Genomic DNA, 18,757 nt, shown 5'->3' on the forward strand with positions numbered 1-18,757 from the left:
TCTCAAAAATATGTTTGTGGTGATAATAAACAAAACATGATTGGAACTGAATCAATTTCCAAGTACAATATTGCGCTAGTCGAGGGATGCTGCGACGTTTTACAGGCACGAAATGTAAAATCGCCAGGCTCGACCAGCATAGCAATGCGTTTGCTATGTCACAAACGGCATCCGCGAACTGAATGATCAATTGTTTTTTATAAGGAGATCGTGATGAACGCGGTTAATGCTTCATTTACAGATTATAAAGTTGCCGATATCACACTAGCTGAATTTGGTCGCAAAGAAATCAAACTTGCAGAAGCAGAAATGCCAGCCCTGATGGGTTTGCGTAAACGCTACTCAGCTGCAAAACCTCTTGCAGGCGCGAAAATTCTCGGCTGTATCCACATGACCATTCAAACTGCTGTTTTAATTGAAACTTTGGTTGAATTGGGTGCAGAAGTTCGTTGGACTTCTTGTAACATCTTCTCTACTCAAGATCACGCTGCTGCCGCAATTGCTGCTTCTGGTGTACCTGTTTTTGCCTGGAAAGGCGAAACAGAAGAAGAATATGTATGGTGTCTTGAGCAACAAATTAATGTGAATGGCACACCTTGGGATGCCAACATGATTTTGGACGATGGCGGTGACTTAACTGCACTTGTTCACGAGAAATATCCTGCATTATTAGAGCGCATTCACGGCATTACTGAAGAAACCACCACAGGCGTACAACGTCTAATTGAAATGTGGAAAGATGGTTCTTTAAAAGTGCCTGCAATTAACGTCAACGATTCTGTGACCAAATCTAAAAACGACAATAAATACGGTTGCCGTCACTCACTTAATGATGCTATTAAACGTGGTACAGACATGCTATTGTCTGGCCGTCGTGCATTGGTCATTGGTTACGGTGATGTGGGTAAAGGTTCTGCACAATCTTTACGTCAGGAAGGCATGATTGTTCGTGTTTCTGAAATTGACCCAATTTGTGCAATGCAAGCATGTATGGATGGTTATGAAGTTGTATCTCCATACAAAAATGGCGTACAAACAGGTAATAAAGCAGACGTAAACCTAGAGCTGTTAGAAAATACTGACTTGATTGTGACTACAACAGGTAACTATCACGTGTGTGACGCGGCAATGCTAGATACACTTAAAGCAGGCGCTGTCGTATGTAACATTGGTCACTTCGATACAGAAATCGACACCAATTACTTACGTGGTTATAAGTGGGTTGAAGTGAAACCACAAGTACACCAAGTGTATCGCTCAGAAAATGAAAACGATTATTTAATCTTGCTTTCTGAAGGTCGTTTAGTGAACTTAGGTAACGCAACAGGTCACCCATCACGTATTATGGATGGTTCTTTTGCCAACCAAGTATTGGCACAAATGCACTTATTTGCTGAGAAATTTGCCGATCTTCCTGCCGATCAAAAACAAGCGGCAATTCGTGTTGAAATCTTACCAAAAAAACTAGACGAAGAAGTTGCTGCTGCAATGGTTGCTGGTTTTGGTGGTGTGTTAACACAATTGACTCAAGTACAAGCGGACTACTTAGGTGTAGCTGTTGATGGTCCGTTTAAATCGGATGCTTATAAATACTAAGCGTTTAATCCCTCTGCATAACCCTCTCCTGAGCGTACTTCCAGCACTGCTTTGAAGTTCAGCCCAAGAGAGGATTTAGCAGAGGTGCAAATACAAATAAGTATTTATAACAAGGATTAAATCATGACCAAACAAATTCCGATTTCATTTGAATTTTTCCCATCTAAAACCGATGTAGGTGCGGAAAAACTCAAAGTTGTGCATCAAGAATTACAACTTTTAAATCCAGAGTTTTTTTCTATTACTTATGGTGCAGGTGGTTCTACTCGTGAACGCACTTTATCCACCATTAGTGACTTCAATGGCAAAGGTACACCTGTAGCACCACACCTATCATGTATTGGTGATGACAAAGCGCGTATTGCTGAATTACTTGATATTTATAAAGCACAAGGTATTGACCGCATTGTGGCTTTACGTGGTGATTTACCTTCAGGTCAAGTGGGTTTAGGCGAATTGCCATATGCCTCCGACTTGGTGCGTTTTATTCGTGAACATTCAGGTGATCATTTTCACATTGAAGTTGCGGCTTATCCTGAAATGCATCCACAAGCAGATCACTTTGATCAAGACATTAAAAACTTTGTCACCAAGGTAAATGCAGGTGCCAATGCGGCAATCACACAGTTCTTTTTCAATCCAGATGCGTACTTCTACTTTGTAGAAGGTATTCAAAAACAAGGTGTGAATATTCCTGTTGCACCCGGCATTATGCCGATTACTAATGCCAGCAATTTAATTCGCTTTGCAGATGGTACAGGTGCAGAAATTCCACGTTGGATTCGCAAGCAATTGGCAAGCTATGGTGATGATACAGCTTCAATCAAAGCTTTTGGTCATGAAGTGATCATTAAACTGTGCGAACGCCTAATTGCAGGTGGTGCACCAAGTCTGCATTTTTACACCATGAACAACACCGACCCGACCCGCCAGTTGGTCACAGATCTTGGTTTGGCTTAAGCTATATTTTTCATATTTAATTGACTTGAACGAGTAATCCCTATGCCCCGTTTTTATATTGAAACTGAATTAGCAGTAGATACGCAAGTTGAACTGACTGAAACAGTATTTCATCACTGGGTGAAAGTACTACGCGCACAAGTCGGAGAAACCGCCACTTTGTTCAATGGACAAGGTGGTGAATACGAAGCGGAACTGATTGAAGTTACCAAAAAATCAGCGCAAGTGCAGATTAAAAGTTTTAATCCAGACAATCGCACCCCAAGCTTTAACGCCTTATTAGGACAAGTAATGAGCAAAGGTGATCGGATGGATTATGCGATTCAAAAAGCGGTAGAGCTTGGCGTGACTGACATTCAATTGCTCACCTCGGAACGCTGTGAAATGCGCTTAAAGTATGACCGTGATCAAAAGAAATTAGATCATTGGCAAGGCATTGCTATTGCAGCTTGCGAACAGTGTGGCATGAATATCGTCCCGAAAATTTTAGCTCCACTCCGTTTAGAGGACTGGTTCAATAGCAACCTTCCTGCCACCAAATTAGTGTTAGCACCGAATAAAGATCAAGTCGATGTGTTAAACAACGCCAGCAAAGATTTGGCTTTATTAATTGGGCCTGAAGGTGGTTTAAGCGAAGCTGAAATTAGCGCTGCAAATGCTGTTGGCTTTGAAAACTGGTGTATTGGTTCTCGGGTATTACGCACTGAAACCGCACCCGTGGTTGCTTTAGCAATCTTAAATTATCGCTTAGCTGAGTAATTTATCCACTTTTGAAGAAATCGATAGCCAATAACATTGCAATTTACAAAGCACAGGATTATTCTCGAAGAAGATCTTAAAGATTTTGCATAGAATTTAAACACAAAACCGCAATAGTTTATGCATCAACGTAATGTTATTTAAAATATAAATGATGGAATCATTTAACTAGATTTTGGGGAAGTATGTCAGACGCTCAAGATGAATTGTTGCAGCAATACTTATATGCTGCGCAAATCACCAATACCATTCGGCTTATTCGATTCTTTTTGGTCAGCGTCCTGATTGTTTGTCTGTATGTGTTTTTTATTTATCAAATTTCATTCTCACAGTCATCACCCTACCTCAATATCTGGTTTATTCTCACTGAACTGACTATTGGTTCGTGTTTACTGCTTACGGCAATTCATTTTAAAGCGGGACAATATCAACTCCAACAAGCAGATCGCTGGCTAAAATTGGTGTGTTTCTTAATCGGAACTGCAATCGCAGTTGGGGTAAGTTTGCTGTATTACTTTTTACCTCATCAAAACCCTGAACTAAACATCCATGAAGCCATTATTCTAGCGGCCTTATTAATTATTGTGAGTCAAATCTTTGCCCTCACCTTTTTAACGCAACGCTTGAGTTATTTTTGCTGGGTATTCATTCCAGTGATTACACCCTATATTGCCGCGCAGTTTTTAATTCGCTCTGATACTTCTGCTTTCTTTTTTCTCGCAACAAATTTTGCCTTAATTACCTTGCTCATTTGTGCCAATACTTCAATGCGCATGCATCGTCGTTTATCGAGCGTCTATTTTAAGAACGACCAATTAAAAAAAGCCGCAGAGCAACAAGTTGGCTGGACAGATCAACTCTGCCAACAATTGCAAGTTGCAATGAACAAATCTAAAGATATTGAATTACAACTGCAATTTAACAATCAAATGCTAGAACAAAAAGTTAGAGAACGTACCTTTGACTTAGAACAAACCCATCAAGACTTAATCAATCAACAACATAGTTTAATTTTGGCACATGAAGCTGCAGGTCTAAAAGCATGGGACTGGAATATTCGACAACGCAGTATTGTCTTTGGTAGTGGCGGACAGCAAACCCGTTTAGAAAATACCAAACAGCATCGAAATAAATTACAGCAACTGATTCACCCCGATGATGTTCCACACTTTCACCAAACCATGAAACAGCATTTACGTGGTCAGACAGAACGTTATCAAGCCACTTATCGCGTACAACATAGTTCAGGTCAATGGTATTGGGTACATGATATTGGGCGGGTAATTGAGCGTGATCCTGTCACCAATAAACCTTTACGCATGGTCGGGATTCGCCGTGATATTCAGCAAGAACGAATTGGGCAAGAGCGATTAAAACTCACTGCCAGCGTACTTGAACAAACGGCTGAAGGTATTTTTATTTTAGATAAAAACCTACGCTATATTGAAGCTAATCCATTCTATGCACAAATGAGCGGATTTAAACGTGACCATATTTTAGGTAAATATCTGTTTGATTTAGTTGAGTCAAACAAATTACATCAATGCAAGACGCAAGAAGAAATTGTTCAAAAATTACTCAGCACAGGTGAATATGATACTGAAAGAAATATAAAATTCCGCTCAGGTAAAGAATTAGAAGTTCGTATGCATATCAATGCTGTCACTGATGAGCAAAACCGTATAATTAATTATATTGGGATTGTGTCTGATTTAACCGAACGTAAACTACAAGAACAGCGTTTATCCTATTTAGAAAATTATGATCCGCTGACCGACCTACCTAATCGTTTTTATTATAATTATCAACTACATCAATATCTTATTTCACAGCAAGATTCATTGCAGCAATTAGCGGTCATTCGACTCAATATTGACCGTTTCAGACCTTTAAATGAATATTTAAGCAATAATGGTGGTGATGAATTACTCCGTCAAGTGGCGCAGCGTTTACGTATCACCAATGCCGAAGCGCTATTTGTTGCGCACTTAAATGGCGATGATTTTGCAATTGTGTATGAAATATCTCATATTCGCCCTTCAATCCAACAGCACTGTGAACGCATCACCAAAGCCTTTAATGTGCCGTTTAATGTGCAGGGACAAGAACATATTATTACCCTGTCGATGGGGGTTTCCCTCTATCCTGAACATGGACGCCAGTTGGATTATCTGAATAATTGTGCTGAACAAGCCTTATCTGAAGCCAAGCGTTTGGGGGGCAATACCGTTAAATATTACGATTTAGATAATTCCAAACTGCTAGAACAAGATGTGCATTTAGAGCGCGACTTACGCCAAGCCATTAAAAATGATGAATTAATTGTATATTATCAACCTAAAATTGATTTCCATAATTATCAGGTGGTTGGGTTTGAAGCATTGGTGCGCTGGAAACACCCAACCAAAGGTGTTCTTCCACCTAACCTATTTATTCCTATTGCAGAACAAACCAGTTTAATTTCCGATATTGGTCGAGTTGTGATTCAACAAACAGCCAAACAAATTCGTGAATGGAACCTGTTAGGTTTTGATCATATTCGAGTATCAGTCAATGTGGTTGCACAACAACTGCAACGTGGTCAATTACTTCAAGATTTAGATGATGCGATTAATACCTATCAAATTTCAGGTGAAAGCTTAGTATTAGAAATTACCGAATCCTCTTTAGTGGAAAATTCCACAACCGTGAAGTCTTTATTAGATGAAATTAAACAACGTGATATTCATATCGCCTTAGATGATTTTGGTACAGGCTATTCCTCACTTTCTTACTTAACTGACTTCCCAATTGACAGTTTAAAAATAGACCGTAGCTTTATTTCTAAAATTGGAAATACCAAACAAGAAGCCATTGTCAATGCCATGATTGCCATGGGCAAAGCCATGGGCATGAGTGTGGTGGCTGAAGGAATTGAAACTGAGCAACAACTCGAATATTTGAAGAATTTAAATTGTGATATTGCGCAGGGATATTTATTCTCTAGGCCTTTGCCTGAAAGTGAAGCGACTCAATTTCTAAAAGCCAATTTAGTATCGCGCGCTTATCGCTCCTTAATCTAATACCAGACCTAAAAGCTCTAAGTTTGTTCTAAAAATAAACAGTGACGTCTGTGCTAAGGGGGCAAGTAATGGTATATTCGATAAGATTCATAAAAATCCACCAGCATCGCTGGCCAACTTGTCACATAAGAGATTCAGATGGACGATCAATCATTAAAACAGCAGGCACTTTACTATCACGAATTTCCAACACCAGGAAAAATCAGCGTTACTCCAAGTAAGCAGCTGGTCAACCAACGTGACTTAGCGCTCGCTTACTCACCAGGTGTCGCAGCACCATGTTTAGAGATTGAACGTGATCCTTCAACAGCTGCACTTTATACCGCACGTGGTAACTTGGTTGCTGTCGTTAGTAACGGTACAGCAGTGTTAGGTTTAGGTAATATCGGTCCTTTGGCGTCTAAACCTGTGATGGAAGGTAAAGGCGTACTCTTTAAAAAGTTTGCTGGTGTCGATGTATTTGACATCGAAATTGCTGAAAATGATCCAGACAAAATTGTAGATATTGTTGCAGCATTAGAACCGACTTTTGGTGGTATCAACCTTGAAGACATCAAGGCGCCAGAATGTTTCTACATTGAGCAAAAACTTCGTGAACGCATGAATATTCCTGTGTTCCATGATGACCAACACGGTACGTCAATCATTGTCGGTTCAGCCCTACTCAATGCTTTGTTACTCAATGGCAAGAAAATTGAAGAAATCAAAATCGTTGCTTCAGGTGCAGGTGCCGCCGCATTATCTTGTTTAGACCTATTATGTGCATTGGGCGCGAAAAAAGAAAATATCATTGTTGCGGACTCACGTGGTCTAATCACCACCAAACGTGAAGGTTTGGATGACTCGAAAAAACGCTATATGCAAGACATTGAAGCTACGCAACTTGCCGATGTAATTGGCGGTGCAGATATGTTCCTCGGTCTTTCTGCAGCGGGTATCTTGACCAAAGCTATGGTTAAAGAAATGGCTGAAAATCCAATTATCTTTGCATTGGCTAACCCAGACCCAGAAATTTTGCCTGAACATGCGCACGAAGTACGTCCTGACGTGATTATGGCAACTGGTCGTTCGGACTATCCGAATCAAGTCAACAACGCACTTTGCTTCCCGTATATTTTCCGTGGTGCATTAGACGTTGGCGCAACAACCATCAACGAAGAAATGAAAATTGCTTGCGTACATGCAATTGCTCGTATGGCACACATTGAAGCAGATGCTGCAACTTATGGTGAAAAATCTGCATCATTCGGCCGTGACTATTTAATTCCGCGTCCACTTGATCAGCGCTTAATTCTTGAAATTGCACCTGCAGTTGCTCAAGCAGCTATGGATTCAGGTGTAGCCATTCGTCCAATTCAAGACTTCTCTGCATATCGTCAGCGTTTGTCTGAGTTTGTTTACAACTCAGCATTTATGATGAAGCCTATTTTTGCTCAGGCAAAAACTGATCCTAAGCGTATTGCCTATGCAGAAGGCGAAGACCTACGCGTACTTCGCGCAGTACAAATTGCAGTTGATGAAGGCTTGGCAAAACCAATCCTTGTCGGTCGTACGGCAGTGATTGAAGCAAACATTAAAAAGCTAGGTTTACGTCTTGAACATGGCGTGAATATGGAAATTGTAGATCAGGAAAACAACCCGAACTACGAAAAATTTGCAGATGATTACTACACCATCATGCAGCGTAAAGGCGTGACACCTGAATACGCGCAGCGTGAAGCACGTCGTCGTTCCACTCTCATTGCAGCAATGTTAGTCAAGCATGGTTTAGCCGATGGTATGTTGTGTGGCACTTATTCAAGCTACGACATTCACCTTGATTTCGTAAAAAATGTGATTGGTCTAAAAGAAGGTCGTACTAACTTCTTTACCCTTAATGCATTGATGCTTGAAGACCGTAACTTGTTCATTGCCGACACTTACGTTAATACCAACCCAACTGCTGAACAGTTAGCTGAAATGACGCTTTTAGCGGCTGAAGAAGTACGTCGTTTTGGTATGACACCACGTATTGCACTACTTTCTCACTCAAGCTTTGGTTCTGACCAACAAGACGCTAGCGCACAAAAAATGCGTAAAGTCTTTGAAATTTTAAGTGAGATTGCACCTGAGCTGGAAGTTGAAGGTGAAATGCACGGCGATGCAGCATTAGACGAAAATATCCGTCATTTTGCTTTCCCGAACTCTCGCTTCAAAGGTTCTGCAAACTTGTTGATTATGCCGAACTTAGATGCGGCCAATATTTCATTTAACTTATTGAAATCGACTTCTGGTAACAATGTTACGATTGGCCCTATCTTATTAGGTGCAGCAAAACCTGTACATATTTTAACTCCGACTGCAACGACACGTCGTGTTGTGAATATGACGGCCCTCACTGTTGCTGAAATTCAACAAACAGCGCAAGTTAAAGCCTAAACCTATATTTCTGAGTGGCTGACTCAGAATTATAGACTTGAGAAAACCTCTATTCTGTTGCATGATTGCTTGAAGAATAGAGGTTTTTTCATGCAAGTTTATTTAGTAGGCGGTGCAGTTCGAGATCACTTACTCGGGCATCCCTATCACGAAAAAGATTATGTTGTGGTTGGCGCAACCCCCGAACAACTTTTGGTTCAAGGCTTCCAACCTGTGGGCAAAGACTTCCCTGTTTTTCTTCATCCTGAAACTAAAGATGAATATGCGCTTGCCCGTACAGAGCGCAAATCTGGACATGGTTATCATGGTTTTGAATTTCATACCGACCCAAGCGTGACCTTAGAACAAGATTTAATCCGTCGTGATTTAACCATTAATGCCATGGCGATGGACAATGATGGCAATGTCTACGACCCTTACGGTGGACAGCAAGATTTGTGCAATAAAGTGCTGCGCCATGTATCCGACGCATTTGTAGAAGACCCGTTACGGGTGTTGCGTATTGCCCGTTTTGCAGCACGTTATCACGCTCTAGGCTTTGTGGTTGCCCCTGAAACCTTGTTATTAATGCAAGAGTTGGCAGAGTCTGGCGAATTAAATGCGCTGACACCTGAGCGCGTATGGAAAGAAACTTCGCGTGCCCTAATGGAAGCGCATGCGGATGTGTATTTTGAAACATTACGTACCTGTGGTGCTTTAAAAGTTTTGTTTCCTGAATTAGATGCATTATTCGGTATTCCACAGCGCCCTGAATATCACCCTGAAATTGACTGTGGTGTGCACACTATGATGTCATTACAACAAGCCTGTCGTGCCAATTACTCACTCGATGTACGCTTTGCAGTGTTATTGCATGATTTGGGTAAGGCATTAACCCCTGCCGATGAATTGCCACGGCATATTATGCATGAAGAGCGTGGGATTCGACCTGTAACGGAAGTATGCGATCGTCTGCGCGTACCGACCAATACCAAACAGCTGGCACTTGCGGTATGTAAAGAGCATTTAAAATGCCACCAAGCACTGAGCTTAAAGCCCGGCACGTTATGGCGTTTATTACAGCGTTTGGATGTGTTGCGTCGTCCTGAGCGTGTAGAAGCCTTTGTACAAGCCTGTGAATGTGACTCTCGTGGGCGTTTAGGTTTGGAAGATCGTGACTATCCACAAGCGAGCTATATATTGGAAGCGATTCAAGTGGTACGTAGCATTAAAGCGCAAGACTTACCTGCCGATGTCCAAGGCCCTGATATTGGTGAAATGCTGATTGAACGACGTATTAAAGCGATTGAACAATTGAAGGCACGCCACTTGGCTGCTACTGCATAGACTATTTTAGTCTATGCAACAGCATTACATGCGTTCATTTATCAATTCTCTTTAGCTTACTCGAAACTATCCTAAAGTTCTGATCAAAAGCTGCAATCTTCTCAAAATATAGAAGTTGCGGCTTTTTTTTTGCTTTAGGTTCTCGACTAAATACATCGCGAATTGAGAAACTACTAAATTTTAACTTTTAGGCAAGCTGTGCAGGAAAACTAATCACCTGCTCTAAACGCATCTGCTCAGTTGCAACCATCAATAAGCGATCTATACCCAAGGCGATACCTGAACATTCAGGCATATTGGGTAAAGCAGCCAATAAATATTCATCAATAGGCATCACATGTAAACCAAGACCTGCGCGTTCTACATTATCGGCTTCAAAACGGGAACGCAGCACCACAGCATCAACCAATTCATCATAGGCATTGGCAAGCTCTAAACCTTCGATATAAAGCTCAAAACGGGCTGCAACCAACTCCCCATCATCATCTGTTCTGGTTTTAGCTAAAGATGCCAATTCAGGCGGAAAATCAGTTAAGAACACGGGAGCATCAAAACCCAAACTTGGTTCTACAAAATGTGAAAACAATAGGTCGATATAGCCTAGACGATCATCCCCCAAATCCAGATGCAAACCCACACGATGACAACAGTCTTTCAATTGTTGCAGACTTGCCTGTAAAGGATTTAAATCCAAACGATCCATAAATGCATGTTTATAACTTAATACCGTTGGACGTACTTCGCCAAAGCGTTGTTTTAAAGTCAGATTGAGTAAATCTGTCACCTCAAACATGAGATCTTTCAGGCTAAATTGGGGACGATACCATTCCAACATGGTAAATTCACTGTTGTGTTTACGCCCATGTTCATCATCACGAAAAACTTTGCAAATTTGATAAATAGCACCACTGCCACTGGCCAATAAACGCTTCATGGCAAATTCAGGTGAGGTCTGTAAATAGTGCGTATGCAATTTGCCCTGCACATGGCGCTGAGCTTGCACTGAAGCTAAATGAACATCAGTTACTCCTGCCTGTGACAAAATTGGCGTTTCAACCTCAAGTACCTCACGTTCCGCAAAAAACTGGCGTATCTGTGCATACAATTGCGCACGTGCGCGCATGCTGTTTAAGTCGCAAGTGGGTTGATATTGCAGATGATTTGAACTCATGCTTGTGGGCCTCCATGCGCTGCCCATTCACGACGCAGAGGATAAGTTTTTCTTAAATGATCAAAAGCCTGCTGCTCAACTTTGCCCGCTTTGACACAGGCACGTAAATTAGCATCATCCTGTGCAATATCATAAATTTGGTTTAAATGTGCACGCAGACTATTTTTCAAATCGTGTGTTTGAAAGTATTGCGCGCAGCTTGGCAATTGAGTTTCAAATTGTTTTGTTGCCTCTAAACCAAACTTTTCACAAAAAGCCTGATAAATCATTTGTGTACCGCGTGCCTTTCCCTCAAGGCTATACCCTGCAATATGCGGGGTTGCCAAAGCAAGCAAGTCCAATAATTCTGCAGAGATTTCAGGCTCATTTTCAAAAACATCTAATACCACTAAACGCTGGGTACGCTGAATATCCTGCATTAAAGCCGCTTCTTCCACCACTGGCCCACGTGCTGAATTAATCAACATGGCTTGAGGTTTCATACGTGCCAAACGTGTTGCATTGATTAAATGATAAGTAGGATGCTCGCCAGTTTCAGTTAAAGGCACATGAATAGAAATCGCATCTGCCTGCTGTAATACTGCATTTAAGTCAGATTGCTGCACATTGGGTAACTGTACAAATGGATCATAAGCGATAACATCCCAACCCAGTAATTGTGCCATTTTGACCAAGCGCGAGCCAACATTGCCCAGCCCAATAATGCCAAGTTTAAAGTCATGATTGGCATGTAGTAATTCAGGCTTGAGATGAAGCAATGCAGTAATGACATACTCACTCACCGCCTGCGCATTACAACCCGCCGCATTTGACCAGGTAATATCCTGCTGCTCGATGGCTGGAATATCAAGATGGTCTGTGCCAATGGTCGCGCTACCGATAAATTGAAGCGCTGTCTGTTGAATCAGTGCTGCGTTCACTTGGGTGACGGAACGAACTAACAGCGCATCAGCATCTTGCACTTCTTGATGCGTTAGTCGACGCCCTGCCTTATGCTCTATTTCAGCCAAATCTGCAAAGAAATAATCGGTATATGCCAGATTTTCATCTGCGATGATTTTCATAACGCCATCCCATGTGTATTTGCCTGTTTATGATAGCTTGAGTTGTCTAGGATGACTACGATTGTTGATATTGATGCAGAATTGTTGAACAGCAATCTGACTATTCATTTCGGCAGAAACATGCACATTTATATTGAGACTAAATATTCGCACAAAAAAATCAGCCACCCGAAGGTGGCTGACTGCTATAGATTAAGCCAGTGAAATCTTAACCAATAAATTTGCGCGCATTGCGGAACATACGTAACCATGCACCATCTTCAGCCCATTCTTCAGGTTTCCAAGAATGTTGAATCGCACGGAAATTACGTTCAGGGTGCGGCATCATAATTGTTGCACGACCATCTTTTGAAGTCACACCTGAAATACCTTCTGGTGAACCATTCGGGTTCATAGGGTAATGCTGTGTCGTATTTCCGTGACTATCGACATATCGTAAAATCACTTGGTTCCCTGCGTTTAAGGCTGCCAAATCAACTTCGGGTGCAACGACACGACCTTCGCCATGCGCCACTGCGATTGGTAAAATCGAGCCTTCCATATCTTGCAATAATACAGAATTCGATTTTTCCACACGTACGTTAACGCTACGTGCTTCAAACACTTCTGAGGTATTACGATGGAAACGTGGCCACGCTTCTGCACCCGGAATGAGTGGCGCTAATTGTGACAACATTTGACAACCGTTACAGATACCCAATGAGAATGTTTCTTGACGATTAAAGAATTTCTCAAACTGATCACGTAATTTCGAGTTGAACAAAACTGATTTCGCCCAGCCACCGCCAGCACCTAAGACGTCACCATAAGAGAAACCACCACACGCTACCAAGCCTTCAAAGTCGTCTAAATCGACACGTCCTGCAAGCAAGTCGCTCATGTGTACGTCAACGGTGTTAAAGCCGACTTTGTCAAATGCTGCCGCCATTTCGACATGACCGTTTACGCCTTGTTCACGTAAAATCACCATGTTAGGACGACGTGTGTTGATATACGGCGCTTCTACAGGTTCATTTAAATCAAAGCTTGGTTGTGCAATTAAACCTTTGTGGGCTTTATCGGTAATTAATGCAAACTCTTGATCTGCTGTTTCCGAGTTATCACGTAAACGTTGGATTTGGTGAGATACTTCAGTCCACGCCACTTGCAAGTCAGCACGTTCAAGAACCAAACCATTCACAGACAATTGATCGGTATTATTAACAGTACCCACGACTGTAATTGTATCTTTCAGTGCAGATGCAGCGACTTCTGCTGCCAAGGCTGCCCAATCTGCTTTAGAAATTTGCAATACTGCACCAATTTCTTCAGCAAACAATGCTGCAACAGATTGATCTTCAAGTGCCACACCTAAACGTGAAGCAAACATCATTTCTGCAACAGTCGCCACTAAACCACCATCACCAATGTCGTGATAGGCTTGGATCAGACCACGTGCATTCCAATCTTGTACCAACGCAAAGAAAGCTTTGAACTCATCAAAATTGTCTACATCTGGTGTGATTGAACCAATGGCTTTATACACCTGTGCCAAAATTGAACCACCTAAACGGAACTGACCTTTAGACAAATCAATACGCACTAACACTGAATCGGTATTTTTTAATTCAGGAGTTAAGGTTTTGCGTACATCGGTTACAGGTGCAAAGGCTGTGATAACACCTGACATTGGTGACGTTACAGATTTGTCTTCACCTTCGTCATTCCAAGTGGTACGCATAGACAATGAGTCTTTACCTACTGGAATTGCAATACCTAGTGCAGGACACATTTCCATACCAATGGCTTTAACACCTTCAAACAAGGCTTGGTCTTCACCTTTTTGCCCTGCTGCCGCCATCCAGTTTGCAGACAATTTAATGTCGCTAATCTGGTCAATTTTGGCTGACATGATATTGGAAATAGATTCCGCCACTGCCAAACGTGCAGATGCTGCTGGGTTTAACAATGCTACAGGCGGACGTTCACCCATTGCCATTGCTTCACCTGTGAAGCCTTGCAAGCTAGTGGTCGTCACTGCTGCATCCGCAACAGGGACTTGCCATGGGCCAACCATCTGATCACGTGCAACCATACCAGTAATTGAACGATCACCAATGGTAATGAGGAATGATTTAGAAGCAACGGTTGGATTCTTGATGACGCGGTAAATCGCATCTTTCAGATCAGTAACTTGAGCGGCATCAAAATCATCGCCTTGACGCTTAATGCTTTCATAAGAACGGCTCATGCGAGGTGTACCACCTAAGATGACCTGCATTGGTATATCTACAGCGTTATTATTGAATAGTGGATCTTCAACAGTTAAATGACGTGCTTCAGTCGCTTCACCCAATACCGCAAACGGACAACGTTCACGCGCACAAATCGATTCAAATAACTCTAAGGAACTTGGACGAATAGCCAATACATAACGCTCTTGCGCTTCGTTTGACCAAATTTCCATTGGCGACATGCCTGGTTCTAAAGATGGAATTTTACGTAAATCAAGCACTGCACCTAATTCGTGATCATTCACCAACTCAGGCATTGCGTTAGAAATACCCCCTGCACCCACGTCATGCACAGACACGATTGGGTTGGCATCTTCCAAACGCCAGCATGTATCAATCACTTCTTGGCAACGGCGTTCCATTTCTGGGTTTTCACGTTGTACTGAAGCAAAGTCAAGGTTTTCACCCATGGTTCCGCTATCTACAGAAGATGCAGCGCCACCACCCAAACCAATCAACATCGCAGGGCCGCCTAAAACGATTAATAAATCGCCCGGCTCAATTGGGTCTTTTTCGACATGGTCTGGACGAATGTTACCGTAACCCCCTGCAATCATGATTGGTTTATGGAAGCCTTTGACTTCGCCATTCACGTTTTGCTCGAAAGTACGGAAGTAACCATTTAACGCAGGACGACCAAATTCGTTGTTAAACGCTGCACCGCCCAATGGGCCTTCAATCATAATTTGTAATGGCGATGCTATACGTGAAGGCTTGCCGTAGTTTTCTTCCCAAGGCTGTTCAAAACCAGGAATGTTTAAATTCGATACCGTAAAGCCTGTTAAACCAGCTTTTGGTTTACCACCACGACCTGTCGCGCCTTCATCACGGATTTCACCACCCGAACCTGTCGCAGCACCTGCAAATGGTGCAATTGCAGTTGGGTGGTTGTGCGTTTCCACTTTCATTAGAATGTGGGCAGCTTGGCTCTTATATTTATAAACGTAGTGACCTGTTGCAGCATCTTTTTTCGGATAGAAACGCTGCGTGTCAAAACCAACTATCACCGAAGCGTTGTCTTTATAAGCCGACAATACATCTGTTGGTGATTCTTTATAAGTGTTTTTGATCATTTGGAACAATGACAATGGCTGTACTTCGCCATCAATTGTCCATTCTGAACCAAAGATTTTGTGACGGCAGTGTTCAGAATTGGCTTGCGCAAACATCATCAATTCGATGTCATGCGGATTACGGCCTATCTTGATAAATGCTTCAGTTAAATAATCTATTTCTTCATCAGACAAGGCAAAACCAAACTCGCTGTTGGCTTTTACCAATGCCGCCTTACCTTCACCCAAAATATCAATGCTATTTAAAGGTTTTGGTTCAGTTTCAACAAATAACGCTGCAGCATCATCAATGTGATTAAACACACTTTCAGTCATGCGGTCATGCAATACTTGTTTTAGTTCGTTTGAAACGTCTGCAATACCCTTCAAGGTAAACAAAACACCGCGTTCTAGGCGGTGTACAGGCGTATTACAGTTGGCAAAAATATCGGTTGCTTTTGATGACCAAGGAGAAATTGTGCCCACACGTGGTGTCACTAAAATTTGAACTTCATCACTTGCAGCTTGGCGTAATTCAAAAGATGCACCATCATTTAAAAGCTGTAAAGCAGATTGCTGTTGTTGCTCGTCGAGCGCTTGGTCAAATAAATAAACCCATTGGCTATCGAAAGATTGAACAGAACTCATTGACGCTAAACGGTTTAAGAGTTGAGTTTTCTTAAAAGATGAATGTGCAGGTGCACCGGCAACGATAAACATGCTGATTTTGGCTCCACGGGCTGATCTTTTGGACCATGCCACAATGTGACTTGAAGAGAGCGCATATTCTACTGCGAAATGCCATAATCAGCTAGATGGAAAATGGTTTTCTTGGTGCGTTTCGGCAGTAAAACTTGTGAATATTATTTTTATCACAAAATTTAAGCCGACTACCTAAAACATAGGTTTGTCGACCTATATCAAACTTGAATCAAATAATTGATTCAAACTACTCAAAGCGCCTTTAGTACTCCTAATTTGAAAAGGCTTTGTTGCATAAAAAATAAGAATATGATTTTATTATATTTATTTAGAGCTTAAAATTTATACAGAAATTTTAAAATTAGTCAGTTGCAAAATGTTTGTGCAACAAAGTCCATCAGAAGATATCCTCACAAAGAAAAACTTATTATATTTTCTTTGCGAAACGCAACTCATTCTTAGACCTACGAATTCGCCAAACTCCTAAAAATAAGAAAATACTACCAGATCCTAACAAATAAATTAATTTTGGCAAAACAATTGAAGTTTTAACGCCCATTTGATTTAACTGATCCTAGACAAAATAATGGACAGCACGTCCCTCTAAAGATAACGTAACTTTAATCTTTGGAGATTCAAGAAATGGCTAAACGTTTTAGTCCCGAATTTAAACAGCAAGCGATTGATTATGCACTTCTTTAACCTTTGGATGCTCAATTTCCGCATCTTCGGGTAAGGGTAGGCCTTTTGGATGAAAGATTTTTACTTCAGCGCCAAACTGCTCCAAAATACGTCCTGCTTCCATCACCGCCAATCGGCTGTATGAGCGCTCACGGTTTGAACCATACAGCAGCAAAATACGCGGTGGATGATGCAGCTCTTTAGCTTGTACTTTTTCTAAAGTAGGTTGATCCAAAAGATTCATATCTACATTTGGGAGAGTCATAGAAATTACACCTCTTCTTTAAAAAACTTTTTTCTAAGCCATAAAGACACGCTCACCAAAGCAATCAGCACAGGTACTTCAACCAATGGCCCAATCACCGTTGTAAAAGCGACTGGTGAAGCTAAACCGAATGTGGCGATTGCAACGGCAAGTGCTAATTCAAAGTTGTTTCCAGCCGCAGTAAAAGAGATTGCTGCTGTCTTCGGATAATCATTGCCCATCCATTTGCTCATAAAGAAGCTAATAAAGAACATCAAGACAAAGTAAATTGTTAAAGGAATCGCAATTCGTAAAACATCCATTGGCAGGCTTACAACATCACCACCTTTTAGGCTAAACATAGCCAAAATCGTGAACAGCAAAGCAATCAAACTTAGAGGACTGATTTTCGGAATAAACTTGGTTTGATACCACTCCACGCCTTTTTGTTTCACCAAAATTAAGCGCGTTAAGAAACCTAATAAAAACGGAATACCGAGATAAATCAAAACAGCATGGGTAATCGTCCAGAAATCAACATTGATCACTTGCCCTGCAACGCCAAAATAAGGCGGTAAAAAGGTCAAGAATAGCCAAGCATAAATACTAAAGAACAAAATCTGAAAGATACTGTTAAAAGCAACCAGTGCTGCGACATATTGGTTATCACCACAGGCCAAACCATTCCAAACCAGAACCATTGCAATACATCGTGCTAAGCCGATCAGGATTACGCCTGTCATGTACTCGGGATAACTCTGCAAAAATATGATTGCCAATGCAAACATCAGCACGGGAGCGATCAGCCAGTTTTGTACTAAGGATAAAGTTAGTGTTTTCTTATCCTTAAATACTTGCGGTAACGTTGCATAGTCCACTTTTGCCAGTGGCGGATACATCATCAAAATCAAACCTATCGCAATAGGAATATTGACTGAATCCACACTCATTTTATCCAAAGCGACAGAGGCTTGCGGAAAAAACACGCCTATCGCAATCCCTAAAGCCATGGCAATAAAAATCCATAGCGTGAGGTTACGATCTAAAAAGGATAATCTTTGTTGAGCCATAATTTTCTCATTCAATATCTGAGATGTGATTGATTGCAGCAATCAATTCAGGACGAGACATATGTGCTGTATCCAATGCAAATAAAGCATCTAAACGACGATTGATATGGTCTACAGTCACTTGGAATGCCTGTAATTTTTCTTCTTTAGGTAAGTCTAAGTGTGATGGATCAGCCAAACCCCAATGTGCCTTGATCGCTCCGCCTAAATAAAGCGGACACGCTTCTTGTGCTGCTGAATCACAAACCGTAATCACCACATCAGGTTGGTATTGTTCACAATCATCAATGGTTTTACTCCACAAACCATCTGTTGACAGACCTAGATTTTCCAAGGTTTCAATCGTCAGTGGGTGTACCTGTCCCGATGGTTTACTGCC

At 41.6% G+C, this 18,757-nt stretch carries 11 protein-coding genes and 1 pseudogene; 6 read left to right on the plus strand and 6 right to left on the minus strand.

Annotated elements, in window-relative coordinates:
- The first annotated feature begins 213 nt into the window (after nucleotides 1–213).
- The 6 genes from ahcY to B2W49_RS08350 all read left to right on the plus strand — a co-directional run bounded on the left by ahcY (nucleotide 214) and on the right by B2W49_RS08350 (nucleotide 10,121).
- Nucleotides 214–1,596: an adenosylhomocysteinase gene (ahcY, locus tag B2W49_RS08325; RefSeq protein ID WP_291338754.1), complete on the plus strand. Its 1,383-nt coding sequence runs from the start codon at nucleotides 214–216 to the stop codon at nucleotides 1,594–1,596.
- A gap of 123 nt (nucleotides 1,597–1,719) precedes the next feature.
- The gene (metF, locus tag B2W49_RS08330) at nucleotides 1,720–2,556 is read left to right on the plus strand and encodes a methylenetetrahydrofolate reductase [NAD(P)H] (protein ID WP_291338755.1); all 837 of its coding nucleotides are present in this window, start codon (nucleotides 1,720–1,722) and stop codon (nucleotides 2,554–2,556) included.
- 42 nt (nucleotides 2,557–2,598) lie between these two features.
- Nucleotides 2,599–3,315 (plus strand): 16S rRNA (uracil(1498)-N(3))-methyltransferase, encoded by a 717-nt coding sequence (locus B2W49_RS08335; RefSeq protein ID WP_291338756.1) that lies wholly within the window; start codon nucleotides 2,599–2,601, stop codon nucleotides 3,313–3,315.
- Between the two features lie 185 nt (nucleotides 3,316–3,500).
- On the plus strand, nucleotides 3,501–6,377 hold the full coding sequence (locus B2W49_RS08340; protein WP_291338757.1) for a putative bifunctional diguanylate cyclase/phosphodiesterase: 2,877 nt from the start codon (nucleotides 3,501–3,503) through the stop codon (nucleotides 6,375–6,377).
- A 138-nt stretch (nucleotides 6,378–6,515) separates the two neighbouring features.
- Nucleotides 6,516–8,795, plus strand: a complete 2,280-nt coding sequence (locus B2W49_RS08345; protein ID WP_291338758.1) for an NADP-dependent malic enzyme — start codon at nucleotides 6,516–6,518, stop codon at nucleotides 8,793–8,795.
- A gap of 90 nt (nucleotides 8,796–8,885) precedes the next feature.
- Nucleotides 8,886–10,121, plus strand: coding sequence for a multifunctional CCA addition/repair protein (locus tag B2W49_RS08350; protein ID WP_291338759.1), 1,236 nt, complete (start codon nucleotides 8,886–8,888; stop codon nucleotides 10,119–10,121).
- Nucleotides 10,122–10,308: 187 nt separating this feature from the next.
- Here the strand turns inward: B2W49_RS08350 and epmA are convergent, their stop codons facing one another.
- From epmA to B2W49_RS08385, 6 genes and pseudogenes are all read right to left on the minus strand, one after another.
- Nucleotides 10,309–11,292: an EF-P lysine aminoacylase EpmA gene (epmA, locus tag B2W49_RS08355; protein ID WP_291338760.1), complete on the minus strand. Its 984-nt coding sequence runs from the start codon at nucleotides 11,290–11,292 to the stop codon at nucleotides 10,309–10,311.
- The gene (locus B2W49_RS08360) at nucleotides 11,289–12,356 is read right to left on the minus strand and encodes a 4-phosphoerythronate dehydrogenase (protein ID WP_291338761.1); all 1,068 of its coding nucleotides are present in this window, start codon (nucleotides 12,354–12,356) and stop codon (nucleotides 11,289–11,291) included. Before B2W49_RS08360 ends, epmA begins: the two co-directional genes overlap by 4 nt.
- 208 nt (nucleotides 12,357–12,564) lie before the next feature.
- Nucleotides 12,565–16,401: a phosphoribosylformylglycinamidine synthase gene (gene purL / locus B2W49_RS08365; RefSeq protein ID WP_291338762.1), complete on the minus strand. Its 3,837-nt coding sequence runs from the start codon at nucleotides 16,399–16,401 to the stop codon at nucleotides 12,565–12,567.
- 670 nt (nucleotides 16,402–17,071) lie between these two features.
- Nucleotides 17,072–17,329: pseudogene (locus B2W49_RS08375) on the minus strand (NADPH-dependent FMN reductase); the annotation flags it as partial.
- Between the two features lie 5 nt (nucleotides 17,330–17,334).
- Nucleotides 17,335–18,378: an ACR3 family arsenite efflux transporter gene (gene arsB, locus B2W49_RS08380; RefSeq protein ID WP_291338763.1), complete on the minus strand. Its 1,044-nt coding sequence runs from the start codon at nucleotides 18,376–18,378 to the stop codon at nucleotides 17,335–17,337.
- Nucleotides 18,379–18,385: 7 nt separating this feature from the next.
- Nucleotides 18,386–18,757, minus strand: a 372-nt coding sequence (locus B2W49_RS08385; RefSeq protein ID WP_291338764.1) for an arsenate reductase ArsC, incomplete at its 5' end; no start/stop codon positions are given.

This window comes from Acinetobacter sp. UBA801 (genome assembly GCA_002296655.1).
Classification (GTDB): Bacteria; Pseudomonadota; Gammaproteobacteria; order Pseudomonadales; family Moraxellaceae; genus Acinetobacter.